The following is a 16,092-nucleotide window of genomic DNA, read 5'->3' on the forward strand; positions in this document are numbered from 1 at the left end:
CCGGCGCGGCGGCCAGGCCGCCGCCAGAAGCAGAAAGGCCGCGTCGAACGCGGCCTTTTTTCATGGGCGGGATACGCGCGCGGGCAACGCCGTGCGTCACGTCGCCATGTCACGCGCGCCGCTGCTGCCGCACCTGCTCGAACAGGCACACCGCCGCCGCCGCCGCGACGTTCAGCGACTCCATGCCGCCCGGCTGCGGGATCGTCACGCGATGCGTGGCCGCGTCGCGCCAGAACGCCGACACGCCAGCGCCCTCGTTGCCGAACACCCATGCAACGGGCCCGGCCAGATCGCAGTCGTAGACTGCCTGCGCGCCGTGCGAATCGGTCAGCGCGACCGGCACGTCGAGGCGCGCGGCGAGCGCGTCCGGTTCGACATCCTCGTGGATCGACAGCAGGAAATGCGCGCCCATCGCCGAACGCAACACCTTCGACGACCACGCGTAGGCGGTGCCCGGCGCGCAGAATACGTGCCGCACGCCGGCCGCCGCCGCGCTGCGCAGGATCGAGCCGACGTTGCCGGCGTCCTGCACGCCGTCGAGCACGACCGACGTGTGCGTGACGCGCTCCGGCAGCGGCTGCGCGGGCCGCTCGACGAGCAACAGGAAACCGACGCCGCTGACCACGTTCGACAGTTGCCCGAACAATGCGTCGGGCAGCGTGACGACCCGCTGCGCGTCGACACGCGCGATGATTGCCTGCGCTTCGTCGTGCGCGAGCGCGCCTTCGGTCGCGACGCACAGCTCGGGTGTCGCGCCCGTATCGAGATACGCGCTGGCGAGGTGAAAACCCTCGAGCAGCGCCTGGCCGCCCCGCCGCTGCTGGGACGTCGACCCCGCGAGCGCCTTCAGGCGCTTGTACAGCGGGTTGTCGCGGGAAGTGATGCTTTTCATCGAATCAGGTCGAGTGCCGCACGCACCGGCGCGAACGAGCGTCGATGGACCTCGCACGGGCCGTGCTCGCGCAGCGCGGCAAGATGTTTCTCGGTGCCGTAGCCGGCATGCACGTTGAAGCCATATACCGGGAAGCGTTCGTGCAGGTCGACGAGCATGCGGTCGCGCGTGACCTTCGCGAGGATCGATGCAGCCGAAATGCTCGGCACGAGCGCGTCGCCGCTGACGATCGCCTCGGCACGCACCGTCAGTGTCGGACAGCGGTTGCCGTCGATCTGCGCGAGCGTCGGCAGCACCGACAGGCCTTCGACGGCCCGCTTCATCGCGAGCATCGTCGCGTGCAGGATGTTGAGCGTATCGATCTCGTCGACGCTCGCCGAAGCGACGCAATACGCGCGCGAGCGCGCGACGATCAGGTCGTACAGCGCGTCGCGCTTCTTCGCGGACAACGCCTTCGAATCGTCGAGCCCGTCGATCGGCTGCGCGGGATCGAGGATCACCGCGGCGGCGACCACCGGCCCCGCAAGCGGGCCGCGGCCCGCTTCGTCGACGCCGCAGACGATCTCGTCGGGCCGGCTGAAGTCGAAGCCGCCCTGCACGTCGATCGACGCGCGGCGGCGTGGTGCACGGGCTGCCGTCATGCGCGCCCCCTCCGTTGCTCGAGTACGCGCACGACCGCTTCGGCCGCTTTCGCGGCCGTGTTCTGCCGCAGCGAGAGATGCATTTCGGTAAACACTTCGGTCAGCGTGCGACGGTTCGCGTCGTCGCGCAGCTGCGTGAGCGTCGCATCGGCGAGCGCCTCGGGCGTCGCGAAATGCTGCAGCAGCTCGGGCACGACGAAGCGCCCCGCCAGAATGTTCGGCAAGCCGACGTACGGCAAGTAGCCCTGCCGGCGCATGATCTGCCCGGTCAACCAGGGCACCTTGTACGAGATCACCATCGGCTTCTTCAACAGCGCGGCTTCCAGCGTGACAGTGCCACTCTTCACGAGAATCGCGTCGGCGGCCGTCATCGCGACCTGCGAGCGGCCGTCGGTGATCGTCAGCGCGAGCTGCGGATGCGCGTCGACGAGCGGCTGCAGCAGTTCGCGCAGCGCAGGCGTCGCCGCCGGCATCACGAACCTCACGCCGGGCTCGCGCTGCTGCATCAGCGCCATCGCCGCGAAGAACGTCGGGCCGATCAGTCCGATCTCCGAGCGCCGGCTGCCCGGCAACACCGCGATCACGGGGCCGTCCGCGGGCAAACCCAGCGCGATGCGCGCGCCATGCGTGTCGGGCTCGAGCGGAATCTCGTCGGCAAGCGGATGGCCGACATACGTCGACGCGACGCCCGCCTTGTCGAGGATCGCCGGTTCGAACGGGAACAGGCACAGCATGTGGTCGACGGACTTCGCGATCTTCTTGATCCGCCCCCCGCGCCATGCCCAGATCGACGGGCACACGAAGTGGATCGACGGGATGCCCGCGTCGCGCGCCGCCTGCTCCACGTTGAAGTTGAAGTCGGGCGCGTCGATGCCGATGAATGCGTCGGGCCGCTCCGCGAGCAGCTGGCGCTTCAGTTCGCCGCGAATCCGAAGGATTTCGGGAATCTGGCCCAGCGCCTCGACGTAGCCGCGCACCGTCAGCTTGTCCATCTGCCAGTGCGAGTCGAAGCCGTGCGCGAGCATCCGCTGCCCGCCGATCCCGTAGTAGCGGGTCGACGCGGGCAGCCGCTCTTGAAGCCCGCCGAGCAGCGACGCCGCGAGCAGATCGCCCGACGGCTCGCCGGCCACCATCGCGAGCCGGAGCTGATTGGTCGGGAGCGACATCGCTTAGCGGATGATGCCGCGTTGGGACGCGTCGATGAACGCGACGAGCGCGCCAACCGCGGCGTCGCCTTCGCCGCCCGCGGCCGCCAGCTCGCGCAACTGCACCTTCGCTTCCTCGAGCGACAGGCCGTTCTTGTACAGCAGGCGGTACGCGCTGCGCAGCGCCGAGATCGCGTCGGGCGAGAAACCGCGCCGGCGCAGGCCTTCGACGTTGATGCCGTGCGGCTCGGCCTTGTTGCCGGCCGCGATCACGAACGGCGGCACGTCCTGCACGAGCGCCGAGGCGCCGCCCAGCATCGAGTGCGCACCGATGCGCACGAACTGGTGCACGCCCGACATCCCGCCGACGATCGCCCAGTCGCCGATCTCGACGTGACCGGCCATCTGCGCGTTGCTCGACAGGATCACGTTGTTGCCGACGCGGCAGTCATGACCGATGTGCACATAGGCCATGATCCAGTTGTCGTCGCCGAGCGTCGTCACGCCGACGTCCTGCACAGTGCCGGTGTGGATCGTCGTGAATTCGCGGATCGTGTTGCGGTTGCCGATCACGAGCTTCGTCGGCTCGTCCTTGTACTTCATGTCCTGCGGACGGCCACCGACCGATGCGTAATGGCCGATGCGGTTGTCCTCGCCGAGCGTCGTGTGACCTTCGATCACGCTGTGCGAGCCGATCGTCGTACGCGCGCCGATCGTGACGTGCGGCCCGACGATCGCGTACGGCCCGATCTCGACGGACTCGTCGATCTGCGCGCCCGGTTCGACGATCGCGGTAGGATGAATCCTGGTCATGCGCCGTTGCCTCTCGATGTGATGTGTCGCGTTGCCCGCGTTACGTTACCCATGCGTGCCGCGTCGCTCAGGGCGCCGCGTCGGCCGTCTTGACCGTGCACATCAATTCGGCTTCCGCCGCGACCTTGCCGTCCACTTCCGCCACAGCCTTGAACTTCCAGATGCCGCGGATGTAGCGTTCGAACGTCACGTTCAGAATCAGCTGGTCGCCCGGTTCGACCACACGCTTGAAGCGCGCGCCGTCGATGCCGACGAAGTAGTACAGCGTGTTCTCCGGATCCTTCGGCTGCTCTTCCGCGAACGTCAGCAGCGCGGCCGCCTGAGCGAGCGCCTCGAGGATCAGCACACCCGGCATCACCGGCCGCTTCGGGAAGTGCCCCTGGAAGAACGGCTCGTTGATCGACACGTTCTTCAGCGCTTTGATTCCCTTGTGCGGCTCGAGTTCGAGCACGCGATCGACGAGCAGAATCGGGTAGCGATGCGGCAGCAGCGTGAGGATCTTGTGGATGTCGAGATTGATTTTTTCAGTGCTCATGATGGTTCGTCTCACGCAGAAGCTGCGCGGTGGTGATGCAAAGGCTGAAGCGGGCCGCCGCGCGGCCCAGTCTGGCAAACCGGGCCGGATGCGCTGGCCGTGCCCGGTTCGTGGTCTCGCATGGTGTCGGTCAGGCGTCCGTGCCGCCCTGGGCGGCCAGCGCGGTTTCGAGCGCCTTGATGCGGTCGCGCAGCTTGTCGAGGTTGCGCACGAGCGCGGCGCTCTTGTTCCATTCGCCGTGGTCGACGGCCGGGAACGCGCTCGTGTAGATGCCTGCCTTCGGAAGCGACTTCGACACGCCCGAATTCGCGGTGATGATGACATAGTCGCCAAGCGTCACGTGGCCGGCGATCCCGGCCGCGCCGCCGATCATGCAGTGGCGGCCGATCGTCGTGCTGCCCGCGATGCCCGCCTTGCCGGCGATCACCGTGTAGGCACCGATCCGGCAGTTGTGGGCGATCTGCACCTGATTGTCGATCTTCACGCATTCCTCGATGACGGTGTCCGCCATCGCGCCGCGATCGATCGTCGTGTTCGCGCCGATCTCGACGTCCGGGCCGACCGACACGCCGCCGACCTGCGGGATCTTGACCCAGCTGCCGGTGCGCGCCTCGCCTTCGCCGACGAAATCCGGCGCGAAGCCGAACCCGTCGGAACCGATCACGGCACCCGAATGGATGATCGCGCGCGGGCCGATCTTGCAACCGTGGTACACCGATGCGTTCGGATACAGATGCGAACCCGCGCCGATCGTCGTGCCGCGGCCGACGAACACGTTCGCGTCGAGCTGCACGCCGTCCTCGATCACCGCGCCGGCCTCGATCGTCACGTGCGGACCGATCACCGCGCTCGCGGCGACCTGCGCGGCCGGATCGATCGTCGCGCTCGGATGCACGCCAGCCGCGCGCGGCGGCGTGGCGAGATCGATGAACATCTGCGCGACGCGCGCGAAGTACGCGTACGGATTCGGCGTCACGATGAAATTGCGGGAGCCGGCAATCCGGCCATCAGCGGCCGCGCCCAGCTTTTCGAGATCCTTCGGCGCGATCAGTACCGCGCCGGCGCGGGTCGACTCGACCTGCGACAGGTACTTCGGATTCGCGAGAAACGCGAGCTGCTGAGGGCCTGCCTGGTCGAGCGGCGCGAGGCCGCCCACCTTGCACTGGGCGTCGCCGACGATCTCGCCGCCGAACCGCTTTACGAGTGCCTCAAGCGTCAATGCCATTCGTCGTCTGCTCCGTTCAGTTCGTCGAGCCGGACGCGAGCGCCTTGAGCACCTTGTCGGTGATGTCGATGCGCGGGCTGACGTACACGGCTTCCTGCACGATCAGGTCGTAATTCTGCTGCTCGGCGATCTGCTTGATGACCTTGTTCGCGCGCTCCAGCACCGCCGCGAGTTCCTCGTTGCGGCGCTGGTTCAGATCTTCGCGAAACTCGCGCTGCTTGCGCTGGAAGTCGGTATCGAGCTGCGCGAGATCGCGCTGCTTCTGCGCGCGATCGGCCGCCGACAGCGACGCACCGCTCTTGTCCAGCGAATCGGACATCGACTTCAGGCGCGCCGCGAGATCCTGCAGATCCTTGTCGCGCTTCGCGAACTCGGCTTCGAGCTTCGTCTGCGCCGCCTTGGCGGGGGCCGACTCGCGCAGGATCCGATCCGAATTGACCGCCGCGATGCGGGCGACGTCCTGAGCATGTGCCGTCGCCGCGCCCAAGGCCAGCGCAACGGTCAGCGCACACATCACTCGTTTCGAAAACTTACCGGTTAGCAAAATTACCCTCTCGTTGCTGTTGTCTTGCGTTCGATCAGAACGCCGTCCCGATCTGGAACTGGAATTTCTGGTATTGGTCGCCTTCATGCTTCTGCAGCGGGAAGCCGAGGCTCAGCTTCAGCGGGCCGATCGGCGAGATCCACGCGAGACCCACACCGTAGCCGTAACGCAGGCCGTTCGCGCCGGTACTCGTGCCGCCCGGCGCATTGCCCCACACGTTACCGCCGTCGAGGAACGTGAACACGCGCAGCGTGCGATCGTAGCCGGTGCCCGGCAGCGGGAACGTCAGCTCGATGTTGCCGACCACCATCTTCGAACCGCCGATCGGATCGTTCGTCTTCGTGTCGCGCGGGCCCAGCGAGCTCGGCTCGTAGCCACGCACGGAGCCGATACCGCCCGCGTAGTAGTTCTTGAAGATCGGGTACGGGTTGCCGATACCGTTGCCGTAGCCGCCTTGCAGGTTCAGGCCCAGGATGAAGCCGCGCGAGAACGAATAGTAGTACTGCGCCTGCAGGTCGGCCTTGTAGTACTGGATCTTGCCGACCGGCACGCCGTATTCGACGTTCGCCTGCGTGAAGTAGCCGCGGCTCGGGATCAGCGCGCTGTCACGCGCGTCGCGCGACCACGCGACCGTCAGCGGCACCGTGTTCGACACGCGGCCGAACTCGTTCACGTAATCCTGGTAGCTCTGCGGCGTGTTCGAGTCGACGTCGAGACGGTTCTGCTCGAAGCCCGCGCCGAAGTAGACGGTGTCGACTTCCGAGAACGGGATGCCGAACTTCAGGTTGCCGCCCGCGCTGATGATCCGGAAGCTCGAGCTCGTCGAATAGTAGAGCGGCTGGTATGTGCGGTAGTAGACGTCCGTGATCCGCTTGATGCCGTCGACCGTGAAGTACGGGTCGACCTGCGTGACGGTCAGCGTGCGGTAGCTCTTCGCGGTGTTGACGTTCACCGACAGGCTCGTGCCCGAGCCGAACACGTTGTCCTGCGACACGCCGGCCGACAGCACCACCTTGTCCGTCGACGAGAAGCCCGCGCCCAGCGTGATCGCGCCGGTCGGCTTTTCATCGACCTTCACGTTCACGTCGACCTGGTCGTTCGTGCCTTCGACGGGCACCGTCGTCACGTCCACGTTGGTGAAGTAGCCAAGACGGTTCACGCGGTCCTTCGACAGCGCGAGGCGGTTCGAATCGAACCATGAGCTTTCGAGCTGGCGCATTTCGCGGCGCACGACTTCGTCACGCGTACGCGTGTTGCCGACCACGTTGATGCGGCGCACGTACACGCGACGGCTCGGATCGACGACGAGATTCAGGTTCACCTTGTGGTTTGCCTGGTCGATGTCCGGCTGCGCGTTGACGGTCGCGAATGCATAGCCGTATTCGCCGAGCTTGTCGACGATCGACTTCGTCGTCTGCTGCAGCTTTTCGGCCGAGAAGCGATCGCCCGGCTTGATCTTGATCAGCTTGTTCAGTTCGGCTTCGCGGTCGAGCAGGTTGCCCGACAGCTTGATGCCCGACACCGTGTACGGCTCGCCTTCGTGCAGCGTGACCGTCAGGTACATGTCCTTCTTGTCGGGCGAGATCGACACCTGGGTCGACTCGATGTTGAACTCGAGGTAGCCGCGGTTCAGGTAGTACGAGCGAACGGCTTCGAGGTCGCCCGTGAGCTTTTCCTTCGAGTACAGGTCGTTCTTCGTGTACCAGGAGAACCAGTTCGGCGTCGACAGCTGCATCTCGTCGCGCAGCGCGCTCGTGCTGAACGCCTTGTTGCCGATGAAGTTGATCTGGCGGATCTTCGCGCTCGGGCCTTCGGCGACCGCGAACAGGATCGACACGCGGTTCGCGTCGACCGGCGTGACCGTCGTCTTGACCTCGGCCGCATAGAAGCCGCGCGTCAGGTACTGACGCTTGAGCTCCTGCTCCGCCTTGTCGACGAGCGCCTTGTCGTAGTAGCGGCCGTCGGCCAGACCCACCGCGCGCAGCGCCTTCGTCAGGTTGTCCTTGTCGAATTCCTTCGTGCCGGTGAAGTCGATCGACGCGATGGCCGGACGCTCCTGCACCTGCACGATCACGACGTTGCCCTGGGTGGCAATGCGCACGTCGTTGAAGAAACCCGTGGCGTACAGCGCGCGGATTGCTTCGGATGCCTTGTCGTCGGTGAAGGTATCGCCCTGCTTGATCGGCAGGTAGGCGAACACCGAACCCGCTTCGACGCGCTGCAACCCCTCGATCTTGATGTCTTGCACCACGAACGGTGCCGCTGCATGCGCCGCGAGGCCGTGCGCGGCGAGCGCGGCCGCTGCAACTGTCTTAGGTACAAAGCGATGAGGTTTGAACAACGTGCATCCCCAATATTTAGCTGCATCAAATCAGGCGGCGGCCGACTGGCCGCCGCCTGACGCTTCAGAAATGGATTAACCGAGCCAGGTCGTTGAACAGCGCGATCGCCGACAACGCGACGATGCAGATCAACCCGGCTCTTTGCAGAATCAGCTGCCAACGCTCCGAGACGGCTTTCCCGGTCGCGGCTTCAACCAGATAATATAACAGATGCCCCCCGTCCAAAACGGGAATCGGCAGCAAGTTCAGCACCCCGAGGCTAATGCTGACAAGGGCGAGGAACGACAGGAAGGCCGACGGACCGAGCCGCGCGCTCTTGCCGGCGTAGTCGGCGATCGTCACCGGGCCGGACAGATTCTTCAGCGACGCATCGCCCGTGATCATCCGTCCGAACATCTTCAACGAGTAAACCGCGATGTCCCACGTGCGGTGCGCGCCGAGCCGCAGACTCTCGATCGGCCCATAGCGCACGTCGACCGACGGCGTGTGCATCGACAGCGCCGCGCCGATACGGCCGATCTGCTGCCCCGTTTCATCGTCGCGCTGCGCCTGCGGCACGATCGACACCGTCCGGGCGGCACCGCCACGCTCGACCTGCAGTTCGACCGCCTGGCCCGCATGGTGCTTCACGGCGTCGATGAAGCGCGATGCGCCGCCGATCGGATTGCCGTCGAGCGCCAGCAGCTTGTCGCCGGCCTTCAGGCCCGCCTGCTCGGCCGCGCTGCCGGGCTGCACCGACGCCACCGACAGCGTGCCGCCGCCGGTCTCGAAGCCCAGGTGCATCATGAAATCGTCGTCGAGCTGGCTTTCGGGAACATTGCGCAGGTCGACGCGGAAGTCGAACGTCGACGCGCCGCCGTCGCGCGCGCCGAGCACGACCTCGCGATGATCGAACGCGGCGGACAGCAGCTTCCAGCGCAGGTCCGACCACGAGCGCACCGGCACGGCCTCTCCACCTTGCGCGTCACCTACGCGCGCGTCGCGGATCGACACGATCGTCTCGCCGCCGTCGAAGCCCGCGCGGGCGGCCACCGTGCCGGCGGCCGGCGGCGCGAGCACCGCGGCCGGCTCGGTCACACCAGTTGCGAATACGACGGAAAACAGGGCGATTGCCAACAGGAAGTTCGCGATCGGGCCCGCGGCGACGATCGCGATGCGCTTGAACACCGATTGCCGGTTGAACGCCTGATCAAGTTCCTCGGGCTTGACGCCCGCCCCCGGCTCGCGCTCGTCGAGCATCTTCACGTAACCGCCGAGCGGCAACGCCGAGAGCGTCCATTCGGTGCCCGTCCTGCGGCTGACCCAGCGCGCGACGGGCTGGCCGAAACCGATCGAGAAACGCAGCACCTTCACGCCGCACCAGCGCGCGACGCGATAATGTCCGTACTCATGCACGACGACCAGCACCCCGATCGCCACCGCAAACGCGATCAGTTCGACCAGCACGTTCATGAGCACCTCATTCAGACAGCGCGCTCCACGCGTGGCGCAGGCGCTTTCGCAATGATCTCGGCGGCGAGGCGGCGTGCCTCGGCGTCCGCCGCAAGGACGTCTTCGAGCCCGTTCGGGTTACGGTTCGGCAGTGCGTTGAGCACCGCATCGACCGTCGCCGCGATCGCCATGAAGCCGATCCGGCGCTCGAGAAATGCTTCGACCGCGATTTCGTTCGCCGCGTTCAACGCGGCGCTCGCGATACCGCCCTCCTCAAGCGCCTTCAGCGCCAGTGCGAGGCACGGGAAGCGCGTGTAGTCGGGCTTCTCGAACGACAGCTGGGCGATCTGCGCGAGGTCGAGCTGGTCGACACCGGCGTCGACGCGCTCCGGGAACGCGAGCGCGTGCGCGATCGGCGTGCGCATGTCGGGGTTGCCGAGCTGCGCGAGCACCGAGCCGTCGCGGTACGACACGAGCGAATGGATCACGCTCTGCGGGTGGATCAGCACGTCGATCCGGTCGCCCGGCAGGCCGAAGATCCAGTGCGCCTCGATGACTTCGAGGCCCTTGTTCATCATCGTCGCGGAATCGACGGAAATCTTGCGGCCCATCACCCAGTTCGGGTGCTTGCATGCTTCGTCCGGCGTCACGTCGACGAGCGTGGCCGGCTCACGCGTGCGGAACGGGCCGCCCGACGCGGTCAGGATGATCTTCGAGATCCCGCCGTGCTCGTTCTCGTTGCGCGGCATGCACTGGAAGATCGCGTTGTGTTCGCTGTCGACCGGCAGCAGGATCGCGCCATGGTCGCGCACGGCGTCCATGAAGATCGCGCCCGACATCACGAGCGATTCCTTGTTCGCGAGCAGGATGCGCTTGCCGGCGCGCGCGGCCGCGAGGCTCGACGCGAGGCCGGCCGCGCCGACGATCGCGGCGACGACCGTATCGCAGCCGTCGCTCTTCGACACGTCGACGAGCGCCTGCGGCCCGTACAGCACCGTGGTCTTGCTGCCCGACGCGCGCAGTTTCGCCTCGACGTGCGCCGCCGTGTTCGCATCGCCGACCACCGCGATTTCGGGTGCGAAGCGCAGGCACTGCTCGACGAGCTTGTCGCCGTTGCGGTGCGCGGTCAACGCGTAGACCGAGAAACGCTCGGGATGGCGGGCGACCACGTCGAGCGTGCTGTCTCCGATCGAGCCCGTGGAACCGAGCAGTGTCAGACGTTTTTGCATAGCAGAAATAGTGGTTTAACCAAGCAGCAGCATTGCGAGCGGCAGCACCGGCAACAGCGCGTCGACGCGGTCGAGCACACCACCGTGACCGGGCAGCAAGCCGCTCGAATCCTTCACGCCCGCCTGACGCTTGAGCAACGACTCGAACAGGTCGCCGATCACGCTGTAGACGACCAGCAGCGTCAGCGCGGCCCACGCGCCGGGCATCCCGTAGCGCGCGGCGAATGCGGAAAACAGGGTCGGCTCGAACCAGTGCGCGGCCATCGCGACACCCGCGACGACCATCACGACAAGCCAGCCGCCGATCGCGCCTTCCCAGCTCTTGCCGGGACTGATCGTAACGGCCAGTTTACGCTTTCCGAAGGCCTTGCCCGCGGAGTATGCGCCGATATCGGCCAGCCAGACGACCAGAAGCAGCGACAGCACGAACGCAACGCCCTGCGCACGCGCCGCGACGACCGCGTGCCAGCAGGCTGCGAACACCACGAGCCCGGCCGCGAGCAGGAACGGCCGCCACACGCCGCCCGCGAGCTCCGGCTTGCGCCGCAGCGAGAACGGGCCGACCAGCAGCCAGAACACGCCCGCCGCCATGAAAAGGGGACGAGACGAAGCGGCTTCGACGCCGAGCGGCGCGGTCGCCGCGAGCGCCAGCGCCGCGACGATCGCGTAGACGACGGAACCGGTCGCGCCGAGCTTGAGCAGGCGCGCCCACTCCCACGCGGCGAACACGAGCACGACGCCGATCAGCGCGCCGAACGCGGCGAGCGGCGCGAACAGCGTCACCGGCAGCAACACTGCCAGCATCACGACCGCCGTGATCACACGGGTCTTCAGCATGAAAGGGAGTCGGCGTTCTGCGATTGTGGTTCGAGCTGCGCGCTGGTGCGCCCGAAACGGCGCTCGCGCTCGGTATACGACGCGATCGCGTCGGCCAGCGCCGCGCCGTCGAAGTCCGGCCAGTATTTGTCGGTGAAATAGAATTCGGCGTATGCGAGCTGCCACAACAGGAAATTGCTGACGCGCTGCTCGCCGCCGGTGCGGATGAAGAGATCGGGCTCCGGCGCGTAGGCCATCGCCAGGTGCGGCGCGAACGCGTCTTCGGTCACGTCGACCTCGCGGCCTTCGCGCACGGCCTGCTCGACGAGCTTCTTCGTCGCCTGCAGGATGTCCCAGCGGCCGCCGTAGTTCGCGGCGATCGTCAGGGTGAGACGGGTGTTGCGCGCCGTCTTGGTTTCGGCGCGGCGGATCAGTTCGCGGATGCGCGGCTCGAAGCGCTCGAGATCGCCCACCACCCGTAGACGGATCCCGTTCGCATGCAGCTTGCCGATCTCGCGCTCGAGCGCGGTGATGAACAGCCGCATCAGGAACGACACTTCGTCGTTCGGCCGGCGCCAGTTTTCCGAACTGAACGCGAACAGTGTCAGGTATTCGACGCCGGCGCGCGCGCAACCTTCGACCACCGCCCGCACGGCATCCACGCCGCGGGTGTGCCCCGCAACGCGCGGCAAGCGGCGTTCGGTCGCCCAACGGCCGTTGCCGTCCATGATGATCGCGATATGACGCGGCACGGCGCCGACGTCAGGCACGCGAACGGTAGAGCTGGTATAGGTCATGGCCGTTGAGACAGTAATGCGGGAAGAAGGCGGCGCGCGAGGACGGTCGTCAGACCGTCATGATCTCGGCTTCCTTGCTCTGCACGAGCTTGTCGACTTCGGTAACGTGCTTGTCGGTCAGCTTCTGCACGTCGTCGCTCGCACGGCGCTCGTCGTCTTCCGAGATTTCCTTGTCCTTCACGAGCTTCTTGAGCGCCTCGTTCGCGTCGCGGCGCAGGTTGCGGATCGCGACCTTGGCCGTTTCGCCTTCGCTCTTGACCACCTTGGTCAGTTCGCGGCGGCGCTCTTCCGTCAGCGCGGGCATCGGCACGCGGATCAGGTCGCCGGCCGTCGCCGGGTTCAGGCCGAGATCGGCTTCGCGGATGGCCTTCTCGACCTTCGCGACCATGTTCTTTTCCCACGGCTGCACGCCGATCGTGCGTGCGTCGACGAGCGTCAGGTTCGCAACCTGCGAGATCGGCACCATCGAACCGTAATAGTCGACCTGCACGTGATCGAGCAGACCGGTGTGCGCACGGCCCGTACGGATCTTCGCCAGATCGTTCTTGAACGCTTCGATCGAGCGCTGCATCTTCTGCTCTACGCCCTTCTTGACATCAGCGACACTCATTTCAACCTCCAAACCTTCCAACCTTCAAAGAACGCGGGCCCCGCCCGGCGCGCCACGCACCGCAGCCGGCGACCCACGCCGCTTGCCCGCACCCGCGGGAGTTTACACGTGGACGAGCGTACCTTCGTCCTCGCCCAGCACGATACGCTTGAGCGCGCCCGGCTTGTTGATCGAAAACACGCGAATCGGCAGCTTCTGGTCGCGGCACAGCGCGAAGGCCGTCGCGTCCATCACCTGCAGATTGCGGCTGATCGCCTCGTCGAAGCTGATCGTCGTGTAGCGCGTGGCCGACGGATCCTTCTTCGGATCGGCAGAATATACGCCATCGACCTTGGTCGCCTTCAGTACGACCTCGGCGCCCACTTCCGAACCGCGCAGCGCGGCGGCCGTGTCCGTCGTGAAGAACGGGTTGCCCGTGCCGGCCGCGAAGATCACGACCTTGCCTTCCTCGAGCTGGCGGATCGCACGGGGCCGGATGTACGGCTCGACGACCTGGTCCATGCGCAGCGCGGACTGCACTCGCGCGACGATGCCGGCGTGGCGCATCGCGTCCTGCAGCGCCAGCGCGTTCATCATCGTCGCCAGCATCCCCATGTAGTCGGCCGTCGCGCGGTCCATGCCGGCCGCGCCACCCGCGACACCGCGGAAAATGTTACCGCCGCCGATCACGACCGCGAGTTGCGTGCCGAGACCCACGACTTCGGCGATATCCGCCACCATCCGCTCGATCGTCGCGCGATTGATGCCGAAGGCATCGTCGCCCATCAGCGCTTCGCCGGAGAGTTTGAGGAGGACGCGTTTATAGGCATTGGACATAGGGGCTTCCGAGCGACGAGAGGATGACAACCACGAACTGTAGGGGCGAAATACTGATTCGGGCAAGCGCCGACGGTCGGACGGGGGCTCCCGGCCGGCCGGCGGCGCCGCCGGCCGCGGCGGAGCGGACGCCCGCCGCGGATACTGCCTGACTGCTTACTGCTGCTTTGCTGCTGCGACTTGCGCGGCCACTTCGGCGGCGAAGTCGTCCTGGCGCTTCTCGATGCCTTCGCCGACGACGAACAGCGCGAACTTCTGCACTGCCGCATTCGCTGCCTTCAGCATCTGCTCGATCGTCTGCTTGTCGTTCTTCACGAACGTCTGGTTCAGCAGCGACACTTCCTTCAGGTACTTCTGGACGCTGCCGTCGACCATCTTCGCGACGATTTCAGCCGGCTTGCCCGATTCGGCAGCCTTCTGCTCGGCGACACGGCGCTCCGTCTCGATCAGTTCCGCCGGCACGTCGGCCGACGACAGCGCGACCGGCTTCATCGCGGCGATGTGCATCGCGACGTCCTTGCCGACCTGCTCTTCCGCACCCGTGTACTCGACGATCACGCCGATACGCGCGCCGTGCAGGTACGTTGCGATCTTGTTCGCGGTTTCGAAACGGACGAAACGGCGGATCGACACGTTTTCGCCGATCTTGCCGATCAGTGCCAGACGCACTGCGTCGACCGTCGAGCCCTCGAGCGGCAGTGCCGACAGCGCTGCCACGTCGGCCGGGTTTTGCGTCGCAACGAGTTCCGCAACCGTCTTCGAGAATGCGAGGAAGTCGTCGTTCTTCGCGACGAAGTCGGTTTCGCAGTTCAGTTCGACCAGCGCGCCCGCGTTGCCGCCGACGAACGATGCGACGACGCCCTCAGCCGTCACGCGCGATGCCGCCTTGCTCGCCTTGTTGCCGAGCTTCACGCGCAGCAGCTCTTCAGCCTTGGCCAGATCGCCATCAGCTTCCGTCAGCGCCTTCTTGCACTCCATCATCGGTGCGTCGGTCTTTGCGCGCAGTTCTGCCACCATGCTTGCGGTAATTGCCGCCATCATTCGCTCCTTGAGTCTGTATTCACAACGCCGCCCGCTTGGACGCGAACGGCCGAAAATCGTTTCCGGACCCGCGCCGATTCGGCGCGATCAGGTCCGGCGCACAAGCTTAAAAAAAGGGGGCCTGTTGAGAGCCCCCTTTTTGCGCCGGCTCGGGGCCAGTTACGCGTTTTCCTCGACGTACTCGTCGTCGCCACGCGCTGCCTGGACCACTTCGTTGACCGCGTTCGCACGGCCTTCCAGGATCGCGTCGGCCACGCCTTCGGCGTACAGCGCGACTGCCTTGCTCGAGTCGTCGTTACCCGGGATCACGTAATCCACACCTTCCGGCGAGTGGTTCGTATCGACCACGGCGATGACCGGCACGCCCAGCTTGTTCGCTTCCGTCACGGCAATCTTGTGGTAGCCGACGTCGACGACGAAGATTGCGTCCGGAATGCCGCCCATGTCCTTCACGCCGCCGATCGACTTCTGCAGCTTGGCGATTTCGCGTTCGAACAGCAGCGCTTCCTTCTTGCTCATCTTCTCGAGTTCGCCTGCCTCGACTGCCGCTTCCATGTCCTTCAGGCGCTTGATCGAAACCTTCAGCGTCTTGAAGTTGGTCATCATGCCGCCGAGCCAGCGTGCGTTGACGTACGGCATGCCCGCGCGCTGCGCTTCCTGGGCGATCGTGTCACGCGATTGACGCTTCGTGCCGACGAACAGGATCGTGCCGCGGTTCGCTGCCAGCTGGCGCACGTACTTCTGTGCGTCCGTGAACATCGGCAGCGTCTTTTCGAGGTTGATGATGTGAATCTTGTTGCGGTGACCGAAAATGAACGGAGCCATCTTCGGGTTCCAGAAACGGGTCTGGTGACCGAAGTGGACACCCGCTTCCAGCATTTGGCGCATCGTGACTGCCATGTAAATTCTCCACGAGGGTTGGGTCTTAAGCCGGCTGCCGTACCGCCGCGCGAACGCGCCCCGAAGGACCCTCGTTCCGCGCGGCCGGCACCCTGGTTGCGCCGGCTTGCGATTCGGCACGTGCGAAAATGCCCGTGCCGCAAGCCTTTCATCGCCATGCCGCCCCGCACCGCCCGATGACGGACATGTTCGGCATTTGGATGTCGACTTAGCCAAAGAGTATAGCACGCCGATTTGTCGGCTCTCAAGTCGCCCGGCACTTTCGCTTGCCGCGCGGCAGTCGGCCGGACAATCCGCGAAAACCCGCATCGGCAC

Annotated in this window: 16 protein-coding genes; all 16 read right to left on the reverse strand. The window is 66.0% G+C overall.

What is annotated here, in order from left to right; all coding sequences use genetic code 11:
• Positions 1 to 109: 109 nt before the first annotated feature.
• The 16 genes from ACV22W_RS22125 to rpsB all read right to left on the reverse strand — a co-directional run bounded on the left by ACV22W_RS22125 (position 110) and on the right by rpsB (position 15,777).
• Positions 110 to 892 carry a TrmH family RNA methyltransferase gene (locus ACV22W_RS22125; RefSeq protein WP_448021743.1) on the reverse strand — a complete coding sequence of 261 codons (783 nt, stop codon included), beginning with the start codon at positions 890 to 892 and terminating at the stop codon, positions 110 to 112.
• Positions 889 to 1,533 (reverse strand): ribonuclease HII, encoded by a 645-nt coding sequence (rnhB, locus tag ACV22W_RS22130; protein ID WP_448021745.1) that lies wholly within the window; start codon positions 1,531 to 1,533, stop codon positions 889 to 891. Before rnhB ends, ACV22W_RS22125 begins: the two co-directional genes overlap by 4 nt.
• Complete coding sequence (lpxB, locus tag ACV22W_RS22135; RefSeq protein ID WP_448021747.1) at positions 1,530 to 2,699, reverse strand: lipid-A-disaccharide synthase; 1,170 nt, start codon at positions 2,697 to 2,699, stop codon at positions 1,530 to 1,532. The genes rnhB and lpxB overlap by 4 nt, the downstream gene beginning before the upstream one ends.
• 3 nt (positions 2,700 to 2,702) lie before the next feature.
• Positions 2,703 to 3,491 (reverse strand): acyl-ACP--UDP-N-acetylglucosamine O-acyltransferase, encoded by a 789-nt coding sequence (gene lpxA / locus ACV22W_RS22140; protein ID WP_059701563.1) that lies wholly within the window; start codon positions 3,489 to 3,491, stop codon positions 2,703 to 2,705.
• Between the two features lie 67 nt (positions 3,492 to 3,558).
• Entirely contained in the window at positions 3,559 to 4,026 is a 468-nt protein-coding gene (fabZ, locus tag ACV22W_RS22145; RefSeq protein WP_006495559.1) for a 3-hydroxyacyl-ACP dehydratase FabZ, read from the reverse strand.
• Positions 4,027 to 4,156: 130 nt separating this feature from the next.
• Positions 4,157 to 5,251, reverse strand: a complete 1,095-nt coding sequence (gene lpxD / locus ACV22W_RS22150) for a UDP-3-O-(3-hydroxymyristoyl)glucosamine N-acyltransferase (protein ID WP_448021748.1) — start codon at positions 5,249 to 5,251, stop codon at positions 4,157 to 4,159.
• 16 nt (positions 5,252 to 5,267) lie between these two features.
• A complete protein-coding gene (locus ACV22W_RS22155) occupies positions 5,268 to 5,765 on the reverse strand; it encodes an OmpH family outer membrane protein (protein WP_448021750.1) in 498 nt (165 codons plus the stop codon).
• Between the two features lie 64 nt (positions 5,766 to 5,829).
• Positions 5,830 to 8,136: an outer membrane protein assembly factor BamA gene (bamA, locus tag ACV22W_RS22160; protein ID WP_448021752.1), complete on the reverse strand. Its 2,307-nt coding sequence runs from the start codon at positions 8,134 to 8,136 to the stop codon at positions 5,830 to 5,832.
• Positions 8,137 to 8,200: 64 nt separating this feature from the next.
• Entirely contained in the window at positions 8,201 to 9,589 is a 1,389-nt protein-coding gene (rseP, locus tag ACV22W_RS22165) for an RIP metalloprotease RseP (RefSeq protein ID WP_448021754.1), read from the reverse strand.
• A gap of 11 nt (positions 9,590 to 9,600) precedes the next feature.
• Positions 9,601 to 10,797, reverse strand: coding sequence for a 1-deoxy-D-xylulose-5-phosphate reductoisomerase (locus ACV22W_RS22170; RefSeq protein ID WP_448021755.1), 1,197 nt, complete (start codon positions 10,795 to 10,797; stop codon positions 9,601 to 9,603).
• A 15-nt stretch (positions 10,798 to 10,812) separates the two neighbouring features.
• Positions 10,813 to 11,634, reverse strand: a complete 822-nt coding sequence (locus ACV22W_RS22175; RefSeq protein WP_448021757.1) for a phosphatidate cytidylyltransferase — start codon at positions 11,632 to 11,634, stop codon at positions 10,813 to 10,815.
• Positions 11,628 to 12,410: a polyprenyl diphosphate synthase gene (gene uppS / locus ACV22W_RS22180; protein ID WP_006758563.1), complete on the reverse strand. Its 783-nt coding sequence runs from the start codon at positions 12,408 to 12,410 to the stop codon at positions 11,628 to 11,630. Before uppS ends, ACV22W_RS22175 begins: the two co-directional genes overlap by 7 nt.
• A gap of 49 nt (positions 12,411 to 12,459) precedes the next feature.
• Positions 12,460 to 13,020 carry a ribosome recycling factor gene (frr, locus tag ACV22W_RS22185; RefSeq protein WP_124612218.1) on the reverse strand — a complete coding sequence of 187 codons (561 nt, stop codon included), beginning with the start codon at positions 13,018 to 13,020 and terminating at the stop codon, positions 12,460 to 12,462.
• Positions 13,021 to 13,122: 102 nt separating this feature from the next.
• The gene (pyrH, locus tag ACV22W_RS22190) at positions 13,123 to 13,836 is read right to left on the reverse strand and encodes a UMP kinase (RefSeq protein ID WP_011885142.1); all 714 of its coding nucleotides are present in this window, start codon (positions 13,834 to 13,836) and stop codon (positions 13,123 to 13,125) included.
• 156 nt (positions 13,837 to 13,992) lie between these two features.
• Entirely contained in the window at positions 13,993 to 14,874 is an 882-nt protein-coding gene (tsf, locus tag ACV22W_RS22195) for a translation elongation factor Ts (protein ID WP_021159104.1), read from the reverse strand.
• Between the two features lie 162 nt (positions 14,875 to 15,036).
• Positions 15,037 to 15,777 carry a 30S ribosomal protein S2 gene (gene rpsB, locus ACV22W_RS22200; RefSeq protein WP_006483818.1) on the reverse strand — a complete coding sequence of 247 codons (741 nt, stop codon included), beginning with the start codon at positions 15,775 to 15,777 and terminating at the stop codon, positions 15,037 to 15,039.
• Positions 15,778 to 16,092: the final 315 nt, after the last annotated feature.

The sequence above is a fragment of the Burkholderia sp. AW49-1 genome (assembly GCF_053427845.1).